The organism is Actinomycetospora chibensis (assembly GCF_028737215.1).
In the GTDB taxonomy this organism is placed as follows: domain Bacteria; phylum Actinomycetota; class Actinomycetes; order Mycobacteriales; family Pseudonocardiaceae; genus Actinomycetospora; species Actinomycetospora chibensis.
The window spans coordinates 1-24,410 of sequence record NZ_JAQZAM010000035.1 but is presented as its reverse complement, the minus strand read 5'-3'; the positions used below and the strand labels follow the sequence as shown (position 1 = coordinate 24,410).

General features: G+C 74.5%; 20 protein-coding genes and 1 tRNA gene. 12 read left to right on the top strand and 9 right to left on the bottom strand.

Translation table 11 applies throughout. The annotated features are described in order from the left end of the window. Positions 1–208: 208 nt before the first annotated feature. Positions 209–814: a hypothetical protein gene (locus PH189_RS29340; RefSeq protein ID WP_274192404.1), complete on the bottom strand. Its 606-nt coding sequence runs from the start codon at positions 812–814 to the stop codon at positions 209–211. A 94-nt stretch (positions 815–908) separates the two neighbouring features. After that, a complete protein-coding gene (locus PH189_RS29335) occupies positions 909–3,518 on the bottom strand; it encodes a LuxR C-terminal-related transcriptional regulator (protein WP_274192403.1) in 2,610 nt (869 codons plus the stop codon). A 97-nt stretch (positions 3,519–3,615) separates the two neighbouring features. Between PH189_RS29335 and ald the strand changes: the two genes are divergently transcribed. Continuing rightward, on the top strand, positions 3,616–4,749 hold the full coding sequence (gene ald, locus PH189_RS29330; protein WP_274192402.1) for an alanine dehydrogenase: 1,134 nt from the start codon (positions 3,616–3,618) through the stop codon (positions 4,747–4,749). Next, on the top strand, positions 4,746–5,672 hold the full coding sequence (locus PH189_RS29325) for a site-specific tyrosine recombinase XerD (protein ID WP_274192401.1): 927 nt from the start codon (positions 4,746–4,748) through the stop codon (positions 5,670–5,672). Before ald ends, PH189_RS29325 begins: the two co-directional genes overlap by 4 nt. 45 nt (positions 5,673–5,717) lie before the next feature. Here the strand turns inward: PH189_RS29325 and PH189_RS29320 are convergent, their stop codons facing one another. Beyond that, positions 5,718–7,178, bottom strand: coding sequence for a cytochrome P450 (locus PH189_RS29320; protein ID WP_378014945.1), 1,461 nt, complete (start codon positions 7,176–7,178; stop codon positions 5,718–5,720). Positions 7,179–7,277: 99 nt separating this feature from the next. On the opposite strand from PH189_RS29320, the gene PH189_RS29315 reads away from it, so the two are divergent. After that, positions 7,278–7,865 (top strand): TetR/AcrR family transcriptional regulator, encoded by a 588-nt coding sequence (locus tag PH189_RS29315; protein ID WP_274192400.1) that lies wholly within the window; start codon positions 7,278–7,280, stop codon positions 7,863–7,865. Between the two features lie 24 nt (positions 7,866–7,889). On the opposite strand, the gene PH189_RS29310 is transcribed toward PH189_RS29315, so the two are convergent. Beyond that, complete coding sequence (locus PH189_RS29310) at positions 7,890–9,146, bottom strand: MFS transporter (RefSeq protein WP_274192399.1); 1,257 nt, start codon at positions 9,144–9,146, stop codon at positions 7,890–7,892. A 237-nt stretch (positions 9,147–9,383) separates the two neighbouring features. On the opposite strand from PH189_RS29310, the gene PH189_RS29305 reads away from it, so the two are divergent. From PH189_RS29305 to PH189_RS29290, 4 genes are read left to right on the top strand one after another with little or no spacing between them, the layout of a single operon-like run. After that, entirely contained in the window at positions 9,384–10,322 is a 939-nt protein-coding gene (locus PH189_RS29305; RefSeq protein WP_378014944.1) for a ParA family protein, read from the top strand. Then, positions 10,319–11,140, top strand: coding sequence for a segregation and condensation protein A (locus PH189_RS29300; RefSeq protein ID WP_274192397.1), 822 nt, complete (start codon positions 10,319–10,321; stop codon positions 11,138–11,140). The genes PH189_RS29305 and PH189_RS29300 overlap by 4 nt, the downstream gene beginning before the upstream one ends. Next, positions 11,137–11,709 (top strand): SMC-Scp complex subunit ScpB, encoded by a 573-nt coding sequence (gene scpB, locus PH189_RS29295; protein ID WP_274192396.1) that lies wholly within the window; start codon positions 11,137–11,139, stop codon positions 11,707–11,709. The genes PH189_RS29300 and scpB overlap by 4 nt, the downstream gene beginning before the upstream one ends. A 28-nt stretch (positions 11,710–11,737) precedes the next feature. Next, the gene (locus tag PH189_RS29290; protein ID WP_274192395.1) at positions 11,738–13,213 is read left to right on the top strand and encodes a carboxylesterase/lipase family protein; all 1,476 of its coding nucleotides are present in this window, start codon (positions 11,738–11,740) and stop codon (positions 13,211–13,213) included. Here the strand turns inward: PH189_RS29290 and PH189_RS29285 are convergent. After that, on the bottom strand, positions 13,161–13,592 hold the full coding sequence (locus tag PH189_RS29285; RefSeq protein ID WP_274192394.1) for a hypothetical protein: 432 nt from the start codon (positions 13,590–13,592) through the stop codon (positions 13,161–13,163). The genes PH189_RS29290 and PH189_RS29285 overlap by 53 nt on opposite strands. A gap of 125 nt (positions 13,593–13,717) precedes the next feature. On the opposite strand from PH189_RS29285, the gene PH189_RS29280 reads away from it, so the two are divergent. The 4 genes from PH189_RS29280 to PH189_RS29265 all read left to right on the top strand — a co-directional run bounded on the left by PH189_RS29280 (position 13,718) and on the right by PH189_RS29265 (position 17,357). After that, positions 13,718–14,470 (top strand): pseudouridine synthase, encoded by a 753-nt coding sequence (locus PH189_RS29280; RefSeq protein ID WP_274192393.1) that lies wholly within the window; start codon positions 13,718–13,720, stop codon positions 14,468–14,470. Between the two features lie 111 nt (positions 14,471–14,581). After that, positions 14,582–15,337: a (d)CMP kinase gene (cmk, locus tag PH189_RS29275; RefSeq protein WP_274192392.1), complete on the top strand. Its 756-nt coding sequence runs from the start codon at positions 14,582–14,584 to the stop codon at positions 15,335–15,337. 1 nt (position 15,338) lies between these two features. Then, positions 15,339–16,742 (top strand): ribosome biogenesis GTPase Der, encoded by a 1,404-nt coding sequence (der, locus tag PH189_RS29270; protein ID WP_378014943.1) that lies wholly within the window; start codon positions 15,339–15,341, stop codon positions 16,740–16,742. 39 nt (positions 16,743–16,781) lie between these two features. After that, entirely contained in the window at positions 16,782–17,357 is a 576-nt protein-coding gene (locus PH189_RS29265) for a TIGR03086 family metal-binding protein (RefSeq protein WP_274192391.1), read from the top strand. Positions 17,358–17,386: 29 nt separating this feature from the next. Here PH189_RS29265 and PH189_RS29260 read toward each other — a convergent pair whose 3' ends face one another. The 4 genes from PH189_RS29260 to PH189_RS29245 form a co-directional block, all read right to left on the bottom strand. Then, positions 17,387–20,008, bottom strand: a complete 2,622-nt coding sequence (locus PH189_RS29260; RefSeq protein ID WP_274192390.1) for a helix-turn-helix transcriptional regulator — start codon at positions 20,006–20,008, stop codon at positions 17,387–17,389. Between the two features lie 77 nt (positions 20,009–20,085). Further along, positions 20,086–21,582 (bottom strand): mannitol dehydrogenase family protein, encoded by a 1,497-nt coding sequence (locus PH189_RS29255; RefSeq protein ID WP_274192389.1) that lies wholly within the window; start codon positions 21,580–21,582, stop codon positions 20,086–20,088. Between the two features lie 44 nt (positions 21,583–21,626). After that, the gene (locus tag PH189_RS29250) at positions 21,627–23,138 is read right to left on the bottom strand and encodes an FAD-dependent oxidoreductase (RefSeq protein WP_274192388.1); all 1,512 of its coding nucleotides are present in this window, start codon (positions 23,136–23,138) and stop codon (positions 21,627–21,629) included. A gap of 18 nt (positions 23,139–23,156) precedes the next feature. After that, a complete protein-coding gene (locus tag PH189_RS29245) occupies positions 23,157–24,056 on the bottom strand; it encodes an AurF N-oxygenase family protein (RefSeq protein WP_274192387.1) in 900 nt (299 codons plus the stop codon). A gap of 223 nt (positions 24,057–24,279) precedes the next feature. Between PH189_RS29245 and PH189_RS29240 the strand changes: the two genes are divergently transcribed. Further along, a tRNA-Pro gene (locus tag PH189_RS29240) sits at positions 24,280–24,353 on the top strand. Positions 24,354–24,410: the final 57 nt, after the last annotated feature.

The window sequence follows — 24,410 nt, the reverse complement described above, 5'->3', positions numbered from 1 at the left end:
AAAGCGCCGCTCGTTCCCGATGCGGCTCGGCGCCCGGCGGTGGCGCCTAGGCCGTCCGGCGCAGCATCTCGCGGCTCAGGTCCAGCGCGGCGTCGACGCCGGGTGCGACGTCCTGGTCAGTCTCCGCCTCGCACACACCACCGGCACGCCCCGCCGGCGTGAGCCGGGGGACGTGCCGGTGAGGAGTCGGTGCTGATACGTCGGGGGCTCAGGCGGCGACGGCCTCCCGGTGGTCCTGTTGCGCCGGGTGGGACGTGCCCCGGAGCAGGCCCAGACCGAGCGCGCCCATGGCGGCGATGAACAACAGGTCCGACGCGATCCCGACCGGCATCAGCCCACCGATCCGGGCGACCGGGAACAGCGCCGCGGCCACGGCGAGCGTCGCGGCCAGGGCCCGCGGTGCCCGGCCGGTGACGCCCAGCAGCACGGCCAGCGCGATCATCGACAGCGGGAACAGCAGGCCCGGCACCCGCAGGGCGATCACGCCCGCGAGGCTCGCCTCGTCGAGCCCGGGCGTCCCGAACAGCTGGGCCTGGATGCTGTCGATGCCGAACCCGACGCCTCCCGCGGTCCCGGCGAGCCCGACGGCGGTGATGGCGGCCGCGGCGCGCGGCGCCGCCGGCTCGGCCTGGCGGGCGAGCCCGACGAGCGCGATCGCGAACATGATCATGGCGAAGACGAGGGTCACGCCGGCGACGGCACCGACGCCGATGCCACCGCCGAGCGTGAAGAACGCGACGGTGCTGACGAGGAGGAGGACGGGGGCGAGGAGCGCGGCGGTGCCGCTCACGCGCTCGAGCGGTGTGCTGTTCATGCGGATCAGTCCACCGGGGCGGCGCCTCCGGCCCATCGCCCGGAATGACGATCGCGAGTGAGCGGGGTGATGATCCGTGGCGGGTGATCGGTGCTCAGAGCAGGTGGTGTCGGCGGGCGAGGGCGACGGCCTCACCGCGTGAGCCCGCGCCCAGCTTGGTGAGCAGGTGCCTCACGTGGGTCTTGACCGTGTTCTCGCTGACCACCAGCCGCTCCGCGACGGCCCGGTTGGAGGCGCCGTCGGCGAGCAGGCGCAGCACCTCCACCTCCCGGCCCGTGAGGACCTCGCCGCCGCCGGGCACCGGCACCGGAGCCGGCCCGGCCGGACCGTCGAGCGCGGCGAGCGCGGTGACGACCGTGGGGCCGCCGACCTCCGCCAGCAGCGGCCGCGCCTCGTCCCCGGCGAGGGCGAGCAGCCCGGGCATCCGCCACCGGCGCGCGATCTCCACCATGTCCCGGGTCGCCGCGACGGCCTCGGCGTGACGGCCGGCGGCGGCGAGCGCGAGGGCGCGGTCGAGGGGCAGCGGCACCAGGAACGGCGCGAGGAGCAGGGGGCGGTCGCTCAGGTGCTCCACGGCCGCCGTCGCGTCGCCCGTCGCCAGCGCGTGCTGCGCCCGGACCGAGGCCGTTGCGGCCGCGGAGAGCGCGTCGTGGTCGGGTGCCCCGCGGGCGAGCTCGGCGAGCTCCGTGGTCCGGCCGCGGTGGCGCAGGGTGCGGGCGAGGAGCGCCCGGCGCACCGGGAGGAGCTCGCGGTCCAGGTCGGTGGCGGCCGCGGGCCGGCAGCGGGCCTCGGTAAGTACGAGGTCGCCGTGCGCATGGGCCACGGCCGCCTCGACCCAGTCGAGCGTGGCGCGCAGGTAGGGCAGGCCGCCGAGTCGCTCGGGCAGGTCCCCCGCCTCCGCGGCGGCTGCGCGCGCCTCGTCCCAGCGCCCCGCGAGCAGGGCGACGTAGGCGCGCTGCAGGAGCAGGCCCAGCCGGACGAGAGGGCTGGGTGCGGTGGTGCGGGCAGCGGTCCGGGTGATGTGCTCCGCGACGAGCTCCATGCCGCCCTCGTGGGCGATCACCAGCGGGCTGAGGTGCCGTGCGAGGACCTCCGTCGCGCCGTCGTCGCCGGACCACGCCGCCAGGGCGACCGCCTCCCGGGTCCGCGCGAAGGCCGTCGAAGGGTCGCCGGTGAACGTCGCGGCGTACGCCCGGGAGAGGTGGTGCTCGACGCGGGCGGCCGGGGAGAGGTCGGCGAACGCCGGGTCGTCCTCGAGGGCGGCCAGAACCGGCACCAGGCGCGCGTGGTCGGAGGTGGCGACGTGCAGCGCGCGGGCGGCGAGCCAGCGCGTCACGCGGTCGGCCCGCGCCGTGCCGGCGGCGGCGCCCTCGAGGGCGGGCTCGAGCAGGGCCCTCGCCTCGGCGAGCCGGCCGCGCTGCACGGCGGCGAACCCGGCGAGCACTCCGAGGCGGGGCCGCGCGGTGACCTCGGCGGGCGGCAGGCGCCGGATCCACGTCTCGAGGTGGTGCAGCTCGGCAGGCCGCGGGAAGTCGGCGCCGGCGAGCGCGGCGACGGCGTCCGCGGCCTCCGCGCCGGCCCCCGCGGCCAGCAGGTGCTCCACCCGGCCGGCCGGGTCGGTGACCGCCCCGGCGGCCGCGCGATGCAGCACCGGGACCCGCGTGGGGTCCTCGACGGCGAGCCGGCGGCGCAGGGCCGCGCGGAGCAGATCGTGGTGCCGCAGGACCGGCCGGTGCCCCCGGTCGTCGGCCACGAGCACCAACGGACCGAGGCGGGCACGGGTGGCGGCGAGCAGGGACGTGGCGTCGTCGCGACCGGTCACCGCCGCACAGACGTCGGGCTCCAGGACGTCGAGGACGGCGGTGTCCAGGAGGAAACGCCGCAGGTCGGGGCTCTCGTCGCCGAGGATCTCGCTGTCGAGGTAGTCGTCGAGCGCCTCCGGCGAGGTGCCGAGCAGGCGGACGCCGGTCACCCAGCCGTCGGCCGTCGCCACCACCTCGCGCACGCGCCCGGGGGACAGGCCCAGCCCGAGGTGGTCGTTGAGCAGGGTCGCGGCCCGCTCGGGCGAGATGCGCAGGTCGGCGTCGCGGACCTCGTGCAGCTGCCCCCGGGCGCGGAGGCGCGCCACCGGCACCGGGGGGTCACGACGGGCGGTGATCAGCAGGTGCAGCGCGGGCGGGAGGTTCGCGACGAAGTAGTCGAGCACCGGGCCCGCGCCGCCGACCGTGTGCAGGTCGTCGAGCACCAGGAGCAGCGGGGGCGGCGCGGCGACGACGAGGTCGTTGACCAGCACCCCGACGGCGCGCCGCGGGTCGGCCGCGGCGGGCAGACCGGTGTCGAGCAGCTGACGCGAGCCGGAGCACCCGCCCTCGACCAGCGGGTCGAGGGCCCGGACGAGGAGCTCGACGACGCTCGCCGGGTCGTCGTCGAGCTCGTCGAACCGCAGCCACGCCGCGCGGCGCCCGGTGCGTTCGACCACCGCGGACGCGAGAGTGCTCTTCCCGGCGCCTGCCGTCGCGACGATCGTCGTCACGGGCACGTCGTCCACCGCGCGCGCGGTGCGGTCCAGCAGGTCGGGGTCGAGCACGGTGTCCGCGACCGTCGGCGGACGGAACAGCTTGGTCCGCGGCACCCAGTCCCACCGCGCCGGGCGGACGAGGGGGATCACGTCCGCGACGTCGTCGGGACGCGGTGTCGTGCCCATCGCCGCATCGTGCCAGCGTGCGGCGACAGGCGGGCCGGAGATCGACGAGGGGCCTGGTCGCGGGGCTAGAGTCGCGCTTCCCGAGGGAGGAGCCGGCATGCGGGTTGGCGTTCCACGCGAGGTCAAGGACCACGAGGACCGGGTGGCGCTCACGGCCATCGGTGTCACCGAGCTCGTCCGGCGCGGCCACGAGGTGCTGGTGGAGTCGGGGGCGGGCGTCGGCTCGGCGATCACCGACGACGGGTTCCGCGAGGCCGGGGCGACCGTGCTCTCCGACGCCGACGAGGTGTGGGCGTCGAGCGACCTGGTGCTCAAGGTCAAGGAGCCCGTCCCGTCGGAGTACCACCGGCTGCGGCGCGACCAGGTCCTCTTCACCTACCTGCACCTCGCGGCGTCGCGGGAGTGCACGACGGCGCTGCTCGACGCCGGCGCGACGGCCGTCGCCTACGAGACGGTGCAGACCGCCGACGGGGTGCTGCCCCTGCTCGCGCCGATGAGCGAGATCGCCGGGCGCATGGCGCCGCAGGTGGGCGCGCACCACCTCGAGAACGCCCAGGGCGGGCGCGGCGTGCTCCTCGGCGGGGTGCCGGGGGTGCGGCCGGGGCGGGTCGCGGTGATCGGCGCCGGGACGTCGGGCCTGGCCGCGGTGACGATCGCGGTGGGCCTGCGGGCGTCGGTGGAGGTCCTGGACGTCAGCGTGAAGGCCCTGCGGCGCGTCGACGAGATCTTCAACGGGGCGGTGCGCACGGTGCTGTCGAGCACCCCGGAGATCGAGCGCGCCTGCCGCGAGGCGGACCTCGTCATCGGTGCGGTGCTGGTGCCCGGCGCGAAGGCGCCCGTCCTCGTGCCGAACCGGCTGGTCGGTGAGATGCGCAGCGGGTCGGTGCTCGTCGACCTGGCCGTCGACCAGGGCGGATGCTTCGAGGACACCCGCCCGACCACGCACGCCGAGCCGACGTACCGCGTGCACGACTCGATCTTCTACTGCGTCGCCAACGTGCCGGGCGCGGTGCCGACGACCTCGACCCGGGCACTGACCGGCGTGACGCTGCCCTACGTCGTCGCGCTCGCCGACCACGGCCTGGCGGCGGCGGCCGCGGCGGACCCGGCGCTCGCCAAGGGCGTGAACGTCGTCGACGGCGAGCTCGTCGTGCCCGCCGTCGGCGCCGCGCACGACCTGCCGGTGCGACCGCTCTCCGAAGTGCTCCCGGGGGTGGAGGACCCGGCGTGACGAGGCCCGGGACGGCCGTCGACACCTACCTCGACCACCTGCTCGTCGAGCGGGGCACGGCGGAGAACACGCTGACCTCGTACCGGCGCGACCTCCGGCGGTACCTGGAGCACCTCGACGCGGCCGGGGTCACCGACCTCGCCGACGTCACCGAGCGCCACGTCGGCGACTTCCTCGTCGTCCTGCGCACCGGGCGCGACGGCGGCTCGCCGCTGGCGACGGCGTCGGCGACCCGCGCAGTGGTCGCGGTGCGGGGGCTGCACCGGTTCGCGCTGGCCGAGGGACTCGTCGCGGTGGACGTCGCGCGCGAGGTGCACCCGCCGTCCCCGCCGCGAAGGCTGCCCAAGGCGCTCGACGTCGCCACCGTCGACCGTCTGCTGTCGGTCCGGGGCGGCGACGGCGACGACGTCGGCGGGGTCCGCGATCGCGCCCTGCACGAGCTCCTGTACTCCACCGGCGCCCGGATCACCGAGGCGGTGGGCCTCGATCTCGACGACGTCGACGTCACCGCGCGCTCGGTGCGCCTCGCCGGCAAGGGCGGCAAGGAACGGATCGTGCCGATCGGCCGCCCGGCGATCGCCGCGCTCGAGGCCTACCGGGTGCGGTCCCGCCCGGCGCTGGCCGCGCGGGGCCGGGGGACGCCGGCGGTGTTCCTCAACGCGCGCGGGGCGCGGCTGTCGCGCCAGAGCGCCTGGGCCACGCTGCGCGAGGCCGCCGACCGCGCGGGCCTCGACGTCGCGATCTCCCCGCACACCCTGCGCCACTCGTTCGCCACGCACCTGCTCGACGGCGGCGCCGACCTGCGCGTCGTGCAGGAGCTGCTCGGCCACGCCTCGGTGACCACGACGCAGATCTACACCCAGGTCACCGTCGACACCCTGCGCGAGGTCTTCGCGATGGCCCATCCCCGCGCCCGTATGTGAGTGAAATTGTGGGCTATAGCCCACATTTTCACTCACGTGGGCCGATCAGCGCAGCGGCTCCAGGCGCAAGGGGAGGCCGTCGGCGGGGACGGGCAGGGACGTGTTGTCCCATCGCGGCCGGTAGCCCGGCGCGACGGTGATCCGGTGGTGGCGCAGCAGCTCGTGCAGGATCGCCGTCACCTCGAGCGAGCCGAACAGCATGCCCAGGCACTTGTGCACGCCGCCGCCGAACGGGATCCAGGCGTCCCGGTGCGCGCGGTCCTCGCGGCGGTGCTCGGCGAAGCGCTCGGGGTCGAAGGTGTCGGGGTCGGCCCAGATCGCCGGGTCGTGGTGGTTGACCGCGCCCGCGACCATGACCAGCTGGCCCTCCGGGATGTGGTGGCCCAGCAGCGCGGTGTCGCGGACGGTCCGGCGCATGACGATCGGCACGGGCGCGGCGAGGCGCAGCGACTCCTTCATGACCAGGTCCAGCGTGCCCAGCGACTGCAGCGTCGCCGCGTCCGGCGGACCGTCACCGAGGGCCAGGGACTCGGACCGGGCCCGCTCCTGCCACTCCGGATTCGCGGCGAGGTAGTAGGCGGCGGCCGCGCTGGTGATCGTCGACGTGTCGTGCGCGGCCATCATCAGGAAGATCATGTGGTTGACGACGTCGGCGTCGCCGAACGCCTCGCCCTCTGCGGTCCGGGCCCGGCAGAGCGCCGAGAACAGGTCGTCGCCGGCGCCCGCCCGCTTCGCCGGCAGGGCCTCGGTGAAGTACCGCTCGAGCAGGGCGCGTCCCCGCAGCCCGGCGCGGTAACGGGTGCCGGGCAGGTCGCGGCGCACGATCGCGCTGGCCGCCTGCACGCAGTCCATGAACGCCCGGTTGACCGCCTCGGCCTCAGGCCCGGAGCGCCCGTCCATGAAGACGCGGGTGGCGACGTCGAGGGTCAGGCGCTTGAGCATCGGGTAGATGCGCACCTGCCGGCCGGTCGGCCAGGTCGGGATCGTCTCGCGCAGGACGGGGACGGTCCGGTCGACGTAGCCGCGGACACGGGAGGCCGTGAAGGCCTCCTGCATCACCCGCCGGTGGGTGCGGTGGTCGTCGCCGTCGAGCAGCATCAGCCCGCGGTGGAAGAAGTCGTCGACGAGGAAGCGCCACCCGTCCTGCGAGTACGCCTTGTCCGGGTTGGTGAGCACCGCGTGGGTGGCGTCCGGACCGGCCGCGATCACCACGTCCTCGCCGACGAACCCGCACCAGGACACCGGCCCGAGCGCCGCGTGCCGCGCGCGGGTGAAGGCGTGCCCGTAGCGGATGTAGGACAGCGTGTGCCCGAGCACCGGCGGGCCCGGCGTGCCCGGAACCGGCGCGAGACCGGAGCCCGCCGGCGGCTCGGCCAGCGGCCGGACCTCCCGCGGACGCATCCGTTCGAGCAGACGACGGTCGACGCCCTGCGGCATCGGCGCGAGGACGGCGGACGACAGGCGCTCGCCCGTCACGGTGCGGACCGCGGACACGGCTACCTCCAGGGACTCCCGACAGCCGCGAACGTTAGACACGAACGGCTCCTGTGTCCATGATGAGGACGTGTTCGGCTTCTGTGTCCACGTCCGCTATCGTCCGACGCCGTGCCAAGCTCGTTCACCGACCGCGCCCGCGGCCTCGTCCGCGAGGAGGCCCTCGAGCGGGCCGCCGAGCTGCTCGTGGCCGGGGGATGGCGCGGGCTGCGGCTGCAGAACGTGGCCGACGGCATCGGTGTCAGCCGCCAGACGCTCTACAACGAGTTCGCGAGCAAGCAGGGGCTGGCCGCGGCGCTGGTGCTGCAGCGGACCGAGGCGTTCCTGGCCGACCTCGAGGCCGCCCTCGACGGCGAGGACGACCTCCACCGCGCCTGGACCGGCGCGGTGCGCACGACGCTCGACACCGTCGCCCGGGACCCGCTCCTGCGGGTGCTGCTCACCGGCCAGGGCGCCGGGGACCTGCTGCCGCTGCTGACCACCGAGGCCGAGCCCTTGGTGGTGGCGGCGCGCGACCGCGCCGCCCGCTTCCTCCTCCGGCGTCGCCCGGAGCTCGACCCGGCCACGGCGTCGTCAGCTGCGGAGATCGCGGCGCGGCTGACGATCAGCCACCTCGTGCTGCCCCTGCACCCGCCCGACGACGTCGCCGACCAGATCGCGACGGCCGTCGTGCGCTACCTCGACCCGGGCTGTGCGTGATCTTCGGTGCTATAGCACCGAAGATCACGCACGTGCCGGCGCCCGACCCACCAGGACCACGCCGAGAGCGCCGAGGGCGGCGACGACGGCGAAGACGTAGAAGCCCCAGGGGTAGGCGATGCCCGCCTGGAGCAGGGCGCCGCCGATGATCGGGCCGGCGATGGCCCCGAGCCGCCCGACCCCGCTGGCCGTGCCGAGCGCGGTCCCGCGGGCCTCGGCCGGGTAGAGCTGCGAGACGTAGGCGTACACCAGCACCTGGGCCGAGAACACGAAGATGCCCGCGAGCAGCACGCTGACGTACACCCCGATCCCCGGCAGGCGGATCGAGAGCAGGGCCAGGAACAGGGTCGCGGCGGCGAACCAGCCGATCGTCGCCGGGCGCACGCCGATCCGGTTGGCCACGGTGCCCGCGAGCAGCAGCCCGAGGATGGCGCCGATGTTCAGCACGAGCAGCAGCGCGAGGGCCGCGCCCAGCTCGTAGCCCGCGGACCGCATGATCTCCGGCAGCCAGGTGTTGAGGCCGTAGACCAGCAGCAGGCCCATGAACGAGGAGATCCAGAAGGCGATCGTCGGGCGCGCGAACCCGTCGCGGAACAGTGTGGTCAGCGGGTTCCGGCGCTCGGCGCGCCAGCTGCTGTCCCGGCTCCCACCGGCCTGGCGGCGGGCCAGGAACGCGGCGGACTCCGGGAGCTTCGCCCAGAGCAGCGGCACGAGGATGAGCGCGGGCACCGTGCCGGCGACGAACATCGCCGGCCAGCCGAACGGGGCGATGAGCAGGATGCCGAGCAGGGCCGTCAGGACGGCGCCGACGTGGTAGCCGGTCATGAGGATCGTCGTGGAGCTGCTGCCGCGCCCGGGCGGGGCGTACTCGGCGACCAGGGCGAGGGCCACGGGCAGCACGCCACCGAGCCCGAGCCCGGCGAGGAAGCGCAGGCCGCCGAGGACCTCGGGGTTCGGGGCGAACGCGCAGGCCAGGGTGAGCACGGAGAACCCGGCCACGGTGCCGATCATGGTCGCCCGGCGGCCGACCACGTCGGCGATCGGGCCCACGGCGAGCGCGCCGACCATGACGCCGAGCAGGCCGACGGTGACGACCACCGAGGCGCCGGCGGGGTCGAGGTCCCAGGTGGGGTCCCGGAGCAGCACGGGCATGACCACGCCGAGCACGACGAGGTCGAAGCCCTCCAGGGCGACCGCGGTCCAGCAGAGCGGGCGTACCCACCCGGTGGCGGCGTCGCGGGCGGTGGAGCCGCTGGTGGCGGCTCGGGGCTCGGTCGTCATCACGCACGTCCTCGTGGGGGTGGTTGGTGGCGGACAGTATGTGAGGCGTCACACGAGGCGTCACGGGCCGCTTCCGGTCACCGGGAGATCGCAACAGATCGGGCTGCTCTCGTCGCGCCGGGTGACAGTCCGGTGAAGCCGCCGATACCCCGGCGAGTCGCGCACGGACACGCACGTGGCGCCTCCTAGGCTGATCGCACGAGTACTCGACCGGGCACGCGAGGGAGGGGCACCGCGATGGGGAACCCACAGGCGGTCCTCTGGTCACCCGATCCCGACGCCCCAGCACCCGCTGAACCCGCTGAACCCGCAGAAACCGTGGCCCCCGGGCCGGTGAAGGAGACCGTGGACGAGGTCCCGCCCGGCCGCCCGCGACGCGCGGTGCCCGTCCCGGGTCCCCTCGACGGCCACGGACCGGCGACGGTCCTCGCGATGTGCAACCAGAAGGGCGGCGTCGGCAAGACGACGTCGACGATCAACCTCGGCGCGGCGCTCGCCGAGTACGGGCGCCGGGTGCTGCTCGTCGACTTCGACCCGCAGGGCGCGCTGTCGGTCGGTCTCGGCGTCCAGCCGCACCAGCTCGACCAGACCATCTACAACCTCATCGTCGAGCGGAAGACCACGATCGACGAGGTCATCATGCCGACGTCGGTCGACGGGATGGACCTGCTGCCGTCGAACATCGACCTCTCCGCGGCGGAGGTCCAGCTGGTCACCGAGGTCGGCCGGGAGCAGACCCTCGGGCGCTGCCTCGCCCCGGTGCTCGACCGCTACGACTACGTCCTCGTCGACTGCCAGCCCTCGCTCGGACTGCTCACCGTCAACGCCCTGGCCTGCGCCGACGGCGTGCTGATCCCGCTGGAGTGCGAGTTCTTCAGCCTCCGCGGCGTGGCCCTGCTCATGGACACGATCGAGAAGGTGCAGGACCGGCTGAACCCCAAGCTCGAGATCACCGGCATCCTGGCCACCATGTACGACCCCCGCACGCTGCACACCCGCGAGGTGATGACGCGGGTCGTGGAGGCTTTCGGCGAGCTCGTGTTCGACGCCGTCATCAACCGGACGGTGCGCTTCCCGGAGACCACCGTCGCCGGGGAACCGATCACGCGCTGGGCCACGAAGTCCGCCGGCGCCGAGGCCTACCGTGCCCTCGCGCGTGAGGTCATCGCCCGGTGACGCTGGCTCCCGAAGCGCCGCAGGCCCCCCGGACCGTCGAGCGCAGTCGCTTCCACGTCAGCCTGCACAACTTCACCGGCCCGTTCGACCTGCTTCTCCAGCTGATCGGGCGCCACGAGCTCGACGTGACGGAAGTGGCCCTGAGCCGCGTCACCGACGACTTCATCGCCTACACCGCCGCCCTGGGCGACGACGCCGACCTCGAGGAGACCACGGGTTTCCTCGTCGTTGCGGCGACCCTGCTCGACCTCAAGGCCGCGCGCCTGCTCCCGCAGGCGGAGGTGGAGGACGAGGAGGACCTCGCCCTGCTCGAGGCCCGCGACGTGCTGTTCGCGCGCCTGCTGCAGTACCGCGCCTACCAGCAGGTGGCGGCGCTGTTCCGCGAGCTCGAGGGCGCGGCGCGCATGCGCTACCCGCGGGCGGTGACGCTCGAGCCCCGCTACGCCGAGCTGCTCCCGCCGGTCCAGCTGGGTGTCGACGCCGACGGCTTCGCGGAGCTGGCCGCCGCGGTCTTCCGCCCGGTCCCGCCGCCGACCGTGGGGCTCGACCACCTGCACGCGTCGACGGTCTCGGTACCCGAGCAGGTCGAGATCCTCTCGGGCCGCCTGCGCCGGCGGGGCACGGCCACGTTCGCCGAGCTCGTCGAGGACTGCGAGCACGGCATCGAGGTCGTGGGACGCTTCCTCGCCGTGCTGGAGATGTACCGCTCCCGGGACGTCGCGCTCGACCAGCCCGAGGCGTTCGCCGAGCTGCGGGTGCGCTGGGCGCCGGGTGGTGACGCGGGCAGCGCCGGTCTCGTCGACGAGGAGGACGAGTGACGGATCCTCTCGAGGAGATCGAGGAGGCCCTGGCGTCGGACGAGGAGCTCCTCGCGGCGCTGGAGGCGGTGCTGCTCGTCGTCGACACCCCGGCCCCGACCGACCAGCTCGCCGACGTCCTCGGCCAGCCGATCCCACGGGTGCGGAGCGCCCTCGAGGGGCTCGCCGCCGAGTACACCGAGCGCGGGCGCGGGATGGAGCTGCGCGCGACCGGCGAGGGCTGGCGTCTCTACAGCCGCGACCGCTTCGCCCCGTACGTCGAGCGCTTCGTCCTCGACGGGCAGCGCACCCGCCTGACGCGCGCGGCGCTCGAGACGCTCGCCGTCGTCGCCTACCGCCAGCCGGTGACGCGCTCCCGGGTCGCGGCGGTGCGCGGGGTGAACGTCGACGGGGTCATGCGCACGCTGGCCGCCCGCGGGCTGATCACCGAGGCGGGGACGGACGGCGCGGGGGGCGGGACGCTCTACCGCACCACCGAGCTCTTCCTCGAGCGCCTGGGCCTGGACTCCGTCGACGACCTCCCGCCGATCGCCCCGCTCCTGCCCGACGTGGACGACATCGACGAGTAGTTCTCGGTGTGCCGGGAACGTGGGGTCCGTGCAGGAACTCCGCAAGACCACCGGTGGCGCGATCCGCGGCAGCATCGACGACGGGGTGGCGAGCTTCCTCGGGGTGCCCTACGCCGCGGCGCCCGTGGGTCCTCTCCGTTTCGCGCGCCCCGAGCCCGCCGTGTGGGACGGGGAGCGGGACGCGACCGCCCCGGGTCCGACGGCCCCGCAGCTGCCCACCGACCGCCCCGGCATGCCCGCGCTGAGCCCGGTCACCGGGCCGGGCTGGATCCCGGGCTCGGACTACCTCACCGCCGACGTCCGCACCCCGGACACCGCCGACCGGCTGCCGGTCCTCGTCTTCCTGCACGGCGGGGCCTTCGTCGGCGGCGCCTCGCGGGCGACGGTCTACGACGGGAGCGCCCTGGCGCGCGAGGGCGCGGTGGTGATCACCGTGAACTATCGGCTCGGTGTCCCCGGCTTCGCCGACCTCCCTGGCGTGCTCGCGAACCGCGGGCTCCACGACCAGATCGCCGCGCTGGCCTGGGTGCACGCCAACGCCGCGGCGTTCGGCGGCGACGCCGACCGGATCACGGTGTTCGGCGAGTCCGCGGGCGCGCTGAGCGTCGCCGACCTCCTCGCCGCCGCGCCGCCGGGCCTCGTGCGGCGCGCGATCGTGCAGAGCGGCGGGGGATCGCACGTCCTCGAGCGCGAGCAGGCCGCGGTGACCACCGCCGCGCTCGCCGCCGACCTCGGCGTCGCGCCTGCAGACCTCGTCGACGTCCCGGACGAGGGTCTCGTCGCGGCGGTCGGGCGCCTCGCCGCGTACCCGCCCGACCTCGCCGTCGAGGGGCGACGCGACCCCTTGATGGGTCTCGCGCCGCTCGGTCCGGTGCTCGACGGCGAGCTGCTGGACCGGCAGCCGGTCGACGCGGTCGCCGCCGGCGCCGCGGCCGAGGTCGACCTGCTGGTGGGCAGCAACGCCGAGGAGATGGCGCTCTACCGCATGGTCTTCGACGTGCTCGGGGTCCCCGCGCCCGACGAGGACGCCCTGCTCGCCGCGGTCGCGCGCCTGCACCCCGACCCGGCCGACGTCGTCGCGGCCTACCGCTCCGCGGGACGGGGTGCGACGCCCGCCGAGGTGGCCGACGCCGTGGGCACCGACTGGATGTTCGGCGTCCCGACCCGCCGGCTCGCCGACGCGCACACCGGATCGACCTGGCGGTACCGCTTCGACTGGCGCTCGCCGGGACACGACGGGCGCCTCGGCGCGAGCCACGCGATGGAGCTCCCGTTCGTCTTCGACACCGTGGGACGGGCCGACACCGCCGCGCTCGCGGTACCCGACACCGACGAGACCCGGGCCCTCGCGACGCGGATGCGCACGGCCTGGGTGGCCTTCGCCCGCGACGGCGACCCCGGCTGGCCGCAGTACCCCGCGGCGACACGCATCTTCGACACCGAGGACGACCTCACCGACGCCCCCGACGGTCCGGAGCAGGCGGTGTGGGAGGGGGTTCGCTAGGGGTCTCGAGGAACCGCACCTCGAGTTCGGCGAGGAACGCGTGCGCCAGGCGCTCGACGGCGTCGGCGTCCGGCGCGATGCGGTCGCCGTCGCGCAGCCCCAGCACCGAGCGGTCGACGACGTACGTGATCGCCTTGTTCGTCGTGAACACGCCCTCGTGCTCGACGAGCGACTCGGCCACCAGCTCGAGCTCGGTGACCGGGTTGGTGTCCTTGCCCGAGACGGGTCGCACGCGGTGCACGAAGCGCCGGTCGAGCGCGAGGAGCACGACGTTGCCGAGCTCCGGGTCGTCGTGCGCCCGCAGCGCGGCCAGCTGGGTGGCGACGGCCTTGCGCGCCTGGTCGATCTCGTCGCGGGTGAAGGTCTTGCGTCCGAGCACGGCTCCTCCTCGGGTCTGCGCCTGAGACGTCGGCACTGGGGTCCTGAGTGGTAGACGCAGGCCGCGCCGCAGATGTGACGAGCAGGCCTGCGTACGCTGGAGGACTGATCGAGCAGGGGAGTGGTGTGGGCGAGTCGGGCGAGGGCGGTGAGGGGATCCGCCTGCAGAAGGTACTGGCCGAGGCGGGTGTCGCCTCGCGGCGACAGGCGGAGATCCTCATGCGGCAGGGCCGCGTCGAGGTCGACGGCAAGGTCGTCAAGGAGATGGGGCTGCGCGTCGACCCCGACCGCTCCGTGATCCACGTCGACGGCGACCGCATCGTCACCGACCACGAGACAGTCCACTTCGCGCTGAACAAGCCCGAGGGGATGCTCTCGACGATGTGGGACGACCAGGGTCGCCGCTGCGTCGGCGACGTCATCCTGGAGAAGTCCGAGGGGCAGCGGCTGTTCCACGTCGGGCGCCTCGACGCGGCCACCGAAGGCCTGCTGCTGCTGACCAACGACGGCGAGCTGGCCAACCGCCTGATGCACCCGTCCTACGAGGTGCCCAAGACCTACCTCGCCGAGGTCCGCGCCCCGATCCCGAAGGACCTGGGCCGCCAGCTGCGCGCCGGCGTCGAGCTCGACGACGGCCCCGCGGCCGTCGACAGCTTCAAGGTGATCGACCGTGACGGTGCACGCGTCATGGTCGAGGTCGTGCTGCACGAGGGCCGCAAGCACATCGTGCGCCGCATGCTCGAGGCCGTCGACAAGCCCGTGCAGCGCCTCGTGCGCACCGCGGTGGGCGACGTCCGCCTCGGCGAGCAGCGCCCGGGCACCCTGCGCAAGCTGGGGCGCGACGAGGTGGGCGCGCTGTACCGGGCCGTGGGCCTGTAGCTCCTCGGGCCCGGAGGAGATCGCCCCCACCCGCACCGGACAGGGCCCTGCACCGCAGGGCACAATGAACTTCCGAACGGGATGCGGGCGACGTTCGGGAGGCGGGACGGCATGCACGGGATGCTGCGCGGGGTGGTGGCCGTCGACGGCCCCTCCGGCACGGGCAAGTCGACCACCGCACGGGGGCTGGCGATGCGCCTGGACGCGCGCTACCTCGACACCGGCGCGATGTACCGGGCGGCGACGCTCGCGGTGCTGCGCTCCGACGTCCCGCTCGACGTCGCGAAGACGACCGCCGAGGGCAACGACGACGTGGTCGCCGTGGCGCTCGGGGCCCGGGTGGAGCTCTCGACCGACCCCGCCGAGCCGCGCGTGCGCCTCGACGGCGAGGACGTGGACGCCGAGATCCGGGGCACCGAGGTGACCGCGGCGGTGTCCGCGGTCTCCGCGCTGACGGCCGTCCGCCAGCACCTGGTGGACGAGCAGCGGCGGATCGTCGACGAGATCGTGGAGGACGGCGGCGGGATCGTCGTCGAGGGCCGCGACATCGGCACCGTCGTGACGCCGGACGCCGGCCTGAAGGTGTTCCTCACCGCCTCCGAGCTGGTCCGCGCGGGCCGGCGCGACGCGGAGAACACCGCCGCCGGACGGGCCGGAGCAGCGGACACGCAGGCCGACCTCGCCCGGCGCGACCGGCTCGACTCCTCCCGCACGGCGTCCCCGCTGCGCCCCGCGGAGGACGCGGTCGAGGTCGACACCTCGACACTGGACATCGACGGCGTGCTCGCACGCCTGCAGGAACTGGCCGAGGACCGCGGACTGGTCACCGGCCTCGCCGACGCAGGAGTCGGCCACCTAGGAGGATGACGTGACGCAGGACCTGCCCGCTTCGCTTCTCGGCGAAGGCACGGGCGACCTGCCCGACGACGACGGAGCACCGGTCCAGCCGGTGCTCGCTGTGGTCGGGCGCCCCAACGTGGGCAAATCGACGCTGGTCAACCGCATCCTGGGACGCCGCGAGGCCGTCGTCCAGGACGTCTCCGGCGTGACGCGCGACCGGGTGGCCTACGACGCCCTGTGGAACGGGCGTCGGTTCACCCTGCTCGACACCGGCGGCTGGGAGCCCGGCGCGAAGGGCATGCAGGCCGCGATCTCGGCGCAGGCGGAGACGGCGATGGCCACCGCCGACGTCATCCTGCTCGTCGTCGACGGTCAGGTCGGCGCGACGGCGGTCGACGAGGCCGTGGCGCGCACGCTGCGCCGCTCGGACCGCCCCGTGATCCTGGCCGCGACCAAGGTCGACGACATGCGGGCCGAGGGCGAGCTCTCGGCGCTGTGGCGCCTCGGGCTCGGCGAGCCGCACCCCGTCTCGGGTCTGCACGGCCGCGGGTCGGGCGACCTGCTCGATCTGGTGCTCGAGGCCATGCCCGAGAGCCCCCGCGACGACGGCCTCCTGCTCGAGGGCGGGCCGCGCCGGGTGGCACTCGTCGGGAAGCCCAACGTCGGCAAGTCGAGCCTGCTCAACCAGCTCACCGGCGAGTCGCGCTCGGTGGTCGACCCGACCGCGGGCACGACCACCGACCCGGTCGACTCGCTCGTCGAGATCGACGGCGAGACCTGGAAGATCGTCGACACCGCCGGCCTGCGCCGCAAGGTCGGTCAGGCCTCGGGCACCGAGTACTACGCCTCGCTGCGCACGAAGGCCGCGATCGAGGCCGCCGAGATCACGGTGCTGCTCCTCGACGCCTCGGAGCCGATCAGCGAGCAGGACCTCCGCGTGGCCTCCCAGGTGGCCGACGCCGGTCGGGCCCTCGTGCTGGCCATGAACAAGTGGGACCTCGTCGACGAGGACCGCCGCGACGCCATGGTCCGCGAGCTCGAGCGGGCGCTCGTGCGCTTCCCCTGGGTCGAGCGGATCAACATCTCCGCGAAGACGGGGCGGGCGGTGCGCAAGCTCGCGCCCGCCATGCGCACCGCGCTGGAGAACTGGGACCGCCGCGTGCCCACCGGCCAGCTCAACCAGTGGCTCGCCGACATCGTCGCCGCGACGCCCCCGCCCGTGCGCGGCGGCAAGCAGCCGAAGATTCTCTACGCGACACAGGCGCAGAACCGGCCGCCGACGTTCGTGCTGTTCACCTCGGGCTTCCTCGAGGCGGGCTACCGGCGCTTCCTCGAGCGCAAGCTGCGCGAGACGTTCCCGCTGACCGGCACCCCGGTGCAGATCAACGTGCGCGTCCGCGAGAAGGGCAAGCGCGGTGGGCGCGGTCGCTGATACATTTCCAGGACCAGACCGTCCTGAGGAGTGATCGACGTGCACGATCTCAGCCCCGCCGCGCAGGAGACGGCCCGTCTCGTCGCTCTCGTGCCCGACGACCACCTCGACCGGCCCACACCGTGCGGGGCGTGGACGGTGCGTGACCTGCTCGGCCACCTCCTCGCGTTCAGCGGCCACTTCATCGGCGTCGCCCGTCACGAGGCGGGGCAGGCGGGCGGGCCGCCCGCGGAGCTCCCGGCCGACTGGCGTGGTGTGCTCGACGCGCGTCTCGCCGACCTCGCGGCCGCCTGGAAGGAGCCGACGGCCTGGGAGGGCGAGGGTTCGGCCGGCGGGCTGACGATGCCCCGGGAGCAGCTCGGCGTCGTCGCCACCGAGGAGCTCGTGCTCCACGGCTGGGACCTCGCGCAGTCGATCGGTGCCGGCTTCACGGTCCGCGACGAGGACCTCGCGATCGTCGCGGAGTTCGTCGCCGGCTTCGAGCACGTGCCGCAGGAGGGGCGCACGGGGCTCTACGGCCCGGTCGTCGAGCCGCGGGGTGCCGGCGAGCTCGAGCGCGTGCTCACGCTCGCGGGCCGTGACCCGCAGCGGCCGGTGGCTGCCCAGGCCGGCTGAGGTCCCCGGCGCTGCGGTGCCACCGGCTGTCACGAGCGGCGCGACGGCACCACGGCGGCGGCGAGGGCGGCGCGGTCGGCGAGGCCGAGGCGGGTGCACGCGCGGTAGATGTGGCTCTCGACGGTGCGCACCGAGACGTGCAGACGTGCCGCGATCTGACGGTTGGACAGACCCTCGGCGGCCAGCACGGCCACTTCCCGCTCGCGACTGCTGATCGGGAGAGGAGCCCGGGCCAGCGCGAGTGCCGGGGTGCTGGCGCCCTCGCAGCGTTCGGCCAGGGCACCCGCCCGCTCCGCGGCGTCGCCGCCGAGCGCGAGCAGCCCCTGGTCGCGGGCTGCCCCCGCGGCGTGCGCCGCCGCGTCGGCCGCGGCCAGGAGGAGCCCGCACGCCTCCAGGGCGTCGGCCGCGGCGAGCAGGGCGTGCGGGTCCTGGGCGGCGAGACCGGCGGCGTGGCCCGCCGCCGCTCGGGCGCGCGGGGTGCCGAGGGTCTCGGCGAGCACCCGCAAGGGCGCTTCCTGGTCGCGGTCGCCGGCCCGCACGGCGGCGTGCCGGGCCACCATCTCGACCGCCCGCTGGCCACGGGACGCCGCGGTGACCGACAGGCGCCGGGCCGCGGCCACGGCCTCGTGCACCGACCCGCGGGCCGCCGCGATCCAGACGTGGGCCAGCGCGGCGTCGCCCTCGTCGGCCCGGAGCTCGGGGTGGCGGGTCTGCTCGCCGTGGCGGAGGGACTCCGCGGCACCGTCGGCGTCCCCGAGCTGGGCCCGCGCCTGGGCGATCATGGCGTGTAACCAGGCCGTCCAGCCGCCCCCGTGACCGGGGAAGGTCGGGAGGATGCTCTCGAGCAGGCGCCGGGCCGTCGCCGCGCAACCGGCCTCCAGCGCGAGCCGCCCGTGGTAGAGCGCCGACCAGGTCGCCCCGTGCTGCCCGGGCAGGTCGTCCACCCAGGCGAGGCGCGCCGACGGCCCGTCGAGGACGCCCGAGTACCCGGCGTCGAGGATCTCGGCGAAGCCGAGGTTGCCCAGCATCGCCCCGAGCTCCGGCGCCCGTCGCGCGGCGTCCATGCCCCGGGCCACGAGCTCGCGCACCCGGCCGCCGTGCCCGCCGGCGAAGGCCTCGCCGTAGGCCGCGGCCCAGCACGCCCAGGTCGACGTCTGCGGGGACGCGCCCGGCCCGTCGAGGGCCGAGGTCGCCGTCACGATGCCCAGATCGACGTCCCCGGAGCCGACCAGCAGCGCGGCGCGGAACGCGAGGGACTCGGGCAGCGGCGCTCCTGCCGCGTCGACGCCCTCGCGGTCCAGCAGGGCGCGCGCGTCGTCGCCCCGGTCGAGGATGAACATCAGGACGTGGGCGCGGGCGAGCATGGCGCGGGCCCGTTCGGGCTCGGTTCTCGCGGCCGCGGTGGCCGTGGCGAGGGCGGTCTCGGCCTCGTCGGCGCGCAGCATCCAGGCGAGCAGGAAGCCGAGGCCGAGATGCGCGTCGAATCCCCCACCCCCGTCCGCCGCGGCGCGCAGGAGGCGCTCCGCGAGCGCGAAGTCGGTCAGGTTCATCGCCTGTTCGGCGGCGAGCATCAGCAGCGTCGCGTCGGGCGGGGTGTCGCTGTCGAGGTCGAGGACGGCTCGCCGGAGATCGTCGCCGGCCCGTCGGGCCCCCGTGGTGCGCAGCGCGCGGGAGATCTCCCCGCGCAGCCGGCGCGCCCGCGGGACGCTCAGCCGCGCCCGCGTCACCTCGCCGTAGAGGGGGTGGGCGAGGTGCACCTCCGATCGGGCGCCCGCCGTGACCACCCTGATGAGCTCGCGTTCCGCGACACGCTCGACGTCGCCGGCCGTGGCGAGCTCGGTGAGCAGGCCCAGCCCCACGGGCTCCCCGAGGGCGACGAGGTCGAGCACGCGGCGCTCGCCCTCGTCGAGGGTGCCGATGCGCTCGACCAGCAGGTGCTCGAGCGCGGGGGACAGGGCCACGGGACCGTGCCACTCCCAGTGACCGTCGACGGCGACGAGACGCTGCGCCGCGCGCTCGCCGTCGACGAGGTGCCGGAGCCACAGCACGTTGCCGCGCGTCGTGTCGTGCAGCCGTCGCCGGGTCTGGGCGTCGAGCGGGCCGCCGAGGGCGGCGCTCAGCAGGTCCGCGGCCTCGTCCGGGGCGAGCGGCTCCATCTCCAGGCGCTCACCGACACCGTCCTTCCAGACGGCAGTGATCGCCTCCGGACACGGCTCGCCGGTCCGGACGGTGAGGACCAGCCGGACCGCGTGCTCCACGGCGAGCTGATGGACCAGCGTGGCGGAGACGTCGTCGAGCATGTGCGCGTCGTCGACGAGCAGCAGCATGCGCGGACCCTCGGCGCGCAGCGCCGCACCCACCCGGGCGAGGGCGGAGACGGCGCCGGCCTCGTCGTCGGCGTCCAGCCAGGGTGCGAACGCCCCCAGGGGCACCTCGCGGGACGACGCGGACGCAGTCGCGACCGCCACCGTCTCCTCGGTCGCCGCGTGGGCGACGAGCTCGCGCGCCAACCGGCTCTTGCCCACCCCGGTGGCACCGGCGACCACGACGACGCCGTCACGGTCGAGGAGCGACGCGACCGCCCGGAGCTCCGTGTCGCGGCCGGTGAACGGCCAGGCTCGACCGGGAGCGGGACGCGCGGGTCGGGGCACCACGGTCCTCCGGGGACGGAGTGGGGGAGCCCGAAAGTCTGCCGCAGCAGGCCCGAACGTGTGAAGCCAGGGTCAGCTCAACGGGGGAGCCGGCCCTCGAGCTCGGTGACCGTCGCCCGGGCGCCCCGCTCGTGCAGGGCGTCGAGGTGGGAACGGTAGGCGCTCGTGAACCGCTCGTCGTCGACCAGGTCGCCGAAGAGGTCGCGGTCGGCGAGGAACGCCAGCGGCTCGTCGGGGTAGCGGCGGGCGGCGGCGATGCGGTCCTCGGCGCGGCCGGTGTCGACGACCTCGATCGGCTCGCCCTGCTCGTCGACGCCCTCGGCGTAGCGGGCCCAGGCGGCGACGATCAACGCCGAGCGCTCGACCTCACCGTGGTTCTCCAGGTTGATCCGGATCACCGGCACCAGCCACGTCGGGATGCGGTCGGAGCTCTCCGCGGCCAGCCGGGCGAGCGTGTCGCGGATCTCCGGGTTCGCGAAGCGCTCGATGAGCGTGGCCTTGTAGTCGTCGAGGTCGACGCCGGGCACCGGCGCGAGCGTCGGCGTGGCCTCGCGGTCCATGTAGGCGCGGGTGAACCCGGCGAAGAGTTCGTCGCCCGCGACCTCGTGGGCGTAGCGGTACCCGGCGAGGTAGCCGAGGTAGGCGATGGCCTGGTGGCTCGCGTTGAGCAGGCGCAGCTTCATCAGCTCGTAGGGCTCGACGTCGTCGACGACCTGCACCCCGACGTCCTCGAACGACGGGCGGCCGGCCGCGAACCGGTCCTCGAGCACCCACTGCGTGAACGGCTCGCAGACCACCGGCCAGGCGTCGACGATGCCGGCGGCCTCGAGCTCCTCTCGGTCGGAGTCGGTCGTGCGCGGGGTGATCCGGTCGACCATGGAGTTGGGGAACGGGACGTTCCCCTCGATCCAGTCGGCGAGCTCGGGGTCCTTGCGCCGTGCGTAGGCGGTGATCATCGCGTGCGCCACGTGCCCGTTGCCCTGAATGTTGTCGCAGGACATCACGGTGAAGGGTCCCGTGCCGTCGTCGCGGCGACGGCGCAGCGCCTCCACGATGTAGCCGAAGGTGGTGCGCGGGGGAGTGCCGGCGTCGGCCCCGATGTCGGCCTGGATCGCCGGGTCGCGGTCGTCGAACTCCCCGGTGCTCGCGCTCTTGTGGTAGCCGCCCTCGGTGACGGTGAGGCTGACGATGCGCGTCGCGGGGTCGGTCATGCGGTCGAGCACGGCATCGGGATCGTCGGGGGCGTAGAGGTAGTCGACGATCGAGCCGATCACCTGCGCCTCGCGCCGGCCGTCGGCGTGCTTGAGCACGAGGGTGTAGAGGTCGTCCTGCGCCTCGGTGACCTCGGCCATGCGCTTGTCGGACTCGAGGACGCCCACCCCGCAGATGCCCCAGTCCAGGGCCTGGCCCCGGCGCATGAGCTGGTCGACGTACATCGCCTGGTGCGCCCGGTGGAACCCGCCCACCCCGAAGTGCACGATGCCGACCGACACCGCGCTGCGGTCGTAGGTCGGGCCCGGGACGTCCGCGGGCAGATCGGCCAGGGTTGCCGCCGTCAGCGTCGTTGCAGCCACCCGGCCACTATGTCGTGCGACGGCCCGTGCGCGCAGCGTTGTGGTCAGACCGGCCGGGTCGCCCGCCGCCGGAACAGGCCGCGGCGCGGACGGGATCCGATCGACGCGATCTTCCCGTCCTCGATGACGGAGGCGACCGTCTCGGCGGCGTCCCGGCGGTTGGCGCCGATCCCGCCGCCGGGGCCGCGCTTGATCCAGCCCACGACGTAGGTGCCCTCGCGGCCGTCCACACGCCCCGCGTGGTGCGGGACGGTGCCGGTCTCCTCGTCGAACGGCAGGCCGGCGAGCGGGCGTCCGCGGTGGCCGACGGCGCGCACGACGAGCCCCGCCCGCAGCTCGGTCGGCCCGTCCGGCCCGCCGACCCGGACCCCGGTGACGTGGTCGTCGCCGAGCAGCGCTTCCGTCGGGGCGTGGAACCGCAGGACGACCCGCCGGCGTCCCGCGGGCGGCGGTGCGTCCTCGGAGCGGACACGTCGCAGGCCCTGCAGCAGTGCCGCGTGGTCGCCGGGCGCCGCGGCGTCGATCGCCTCGCCCACCCGGGGGTCGTGGTCGTCGACGACGACCTCGAGGTCGTCGCGGTGGCGCAACGCGAGCAGCTCGCCGCGGGTGTAGGCGGCATGCTCCGGCCCGCGTCGGCCGAGCAGCACGACCTCGCGGACCCGGCTCGACCGCAGCCGCTCGAGGGCGGCCGGGGCGATCGCGCTGTCCGCGAGCTGCACCGGGTCGGCGGTGAGCACCCGGGCGACGTCGAGCGCGACGTTGCCGGTGCCGACCACCGCGACCCGCTCCGCGCCCGCCGCGTCCACTCCGACGGCGTCGGCGTCGATCTCGGGGTGGCCGTTGTACCAGCCGACCACGGTCGTCGAGGGCAGGTTGCCGGCGAGCTCCTCGCCCGGGATGTCGAGGGTCTTCGAGGTCGGCGCGCCGACCGCGTAGACGACGGCGTCGTGGCGACGGGCCAGCTCGTCGACGCCGACGTCGCTCCCGATCTCCGTGCGGAGACGCAGCCGCAGGCGGTGGTGGTCGTGGTAGCGGGCGAAGGACTCGCCGATGCGCTTGGTGTCGGCGTGGTCGGGGGCCACCCCGAACCGCACGAGGCCGCCCGCGACCGGGAGCCGGTCGTAGAGCGTGACGCGCGCCGTGGTGTGCAGCAGCAGGTCCTGCACCGTGTACATCCCTGCCGGCCCGCTGCCGACCACCGCGACGTCGAGCTCCGGGAAGTCGGCCGGGAGCACGCGGTCGAACCGCACCGGGCCCCAGTCGTGGAACAACGGCGAGCCCTCGGGCGGCCCCGCCGGCTCGGTGCCGGCGAAGTGGTCGGCGTTGATCGCCGGGTAGTCCGCGAGCTGACCGGTCAGGGACTCGACGGGATGGATCGCGTCGACGGGGCACACCTCGGCGCACGCCCCGCAGTCGATGCACGTCCGCGGGTCGACGTAGAGCATGTCGGTGGTGCCGAAGTCGGGCTCGTCGGGCGTCGGGTGGATGCAGTTGACCGGGCACGCCGTCACGCACGAGGCGTCGGTGCAGCACAACTGCGTGATGGCGTAGGGCATGTCGGGTCCCTCTGTGCTCTAGAGGACGTGCGCGGCGCGGTAGATCGCCTTGGCCGGCCCGGTGAGCAGGCCCGCGGAGTCGAGGAACTCCATGAGCCCGGCGCAGCTCGAGCGCAGCAGGGCGCGGTGGTTCTGGTTGCGCTTCGCCTCGCGCTTCGCCCGCTTCGGGTCGAGGCCCGCGTTCTCGTAGACCTTGCCGTTCCACATGCTCGTGACGATGAAGTAGCCGGCGAAGGCGACCACGAGGGCGTTGAACTGCCGACGGGCGGCGCCCGCTCCCTGCAGCCGCTCGCGGGTCTCCTCGCGGGCGAAGCGCATGTGCCGCGCCTCTTCCACGACGTGGATGTTGTTGATCGTGCGCGCGAACGGGGCGACGCGCTCGTCGCGCATCCAGTCGCGCTGCATGACGTCGAGGACCTCCTCGGCCACGAGGATCGCGGCGTACGCAGCCTCGCCCCGGGCGAGGGTCTTGAACACGCGCCCGCCCTCGACCACGTAGCGCGGCGGGCGGTACGCCGGCGCCCCGAGCTTCTTCGCGCCGCGGGCGAACATGATCGAGTGCCGACATTCGTCGGCGACCTCGGTGAGTGCCCACTGGAAGGCGGGGTCCGTCGGGTCCTTCGCGTAGAAGTCCCGGATCACCATCTGCTGCAGGATCATCTCGAACCAGATGCCGGTGCTCGCGACCGACGCCGCCTCCTGACGGGTCAGGGACGCGCGCTGCTCCTCGGTCATCTCGTCCCAGTAGGACGTGCCGTAGAGCGTGCTCCACTCCGGGCTCGCGCCGTGGTGCAGCGGGTCGACCGGGCTGTCCCAGTCCACCTCGCGCACGGGGTCGTAGGAGAGCTGGTCGGACGAGTCGAGCAGCCGTGTCGCGACGTCCGCCCGGTGCGAGAGGTCCGTCTCCGCGGTCGTCATGATCTCCTCCAAGCCGTACCGCCGGTCACTGTTACCTGCGGTTAGTGATACCCAAGGTAGCGGTAACACCACGTCCGGCCGGGCGCGTCTGTGACCGCCGTCATGGCGACGCCGATCACGGGGGAGGGGTGGTCCCGCGGCCGCGTCGGTGCTGGGGCGGGGCCGGGACGGTGGAGCGCTGTGGGGTATCGTCTCCGACGTCGCGTTCACGGGCGCGGCAGTTCGGGACGTGGCGCAGCTTGGTAGCGCACTTGACTGGGGGTCAAGGGGTCGCAGGTTCAAATCCTGTCGTCCCGACAGTGTGGTGTCTCAGGACATCGGCATAGCCCCGAACCCTCATGGGTTCGGGGTTTC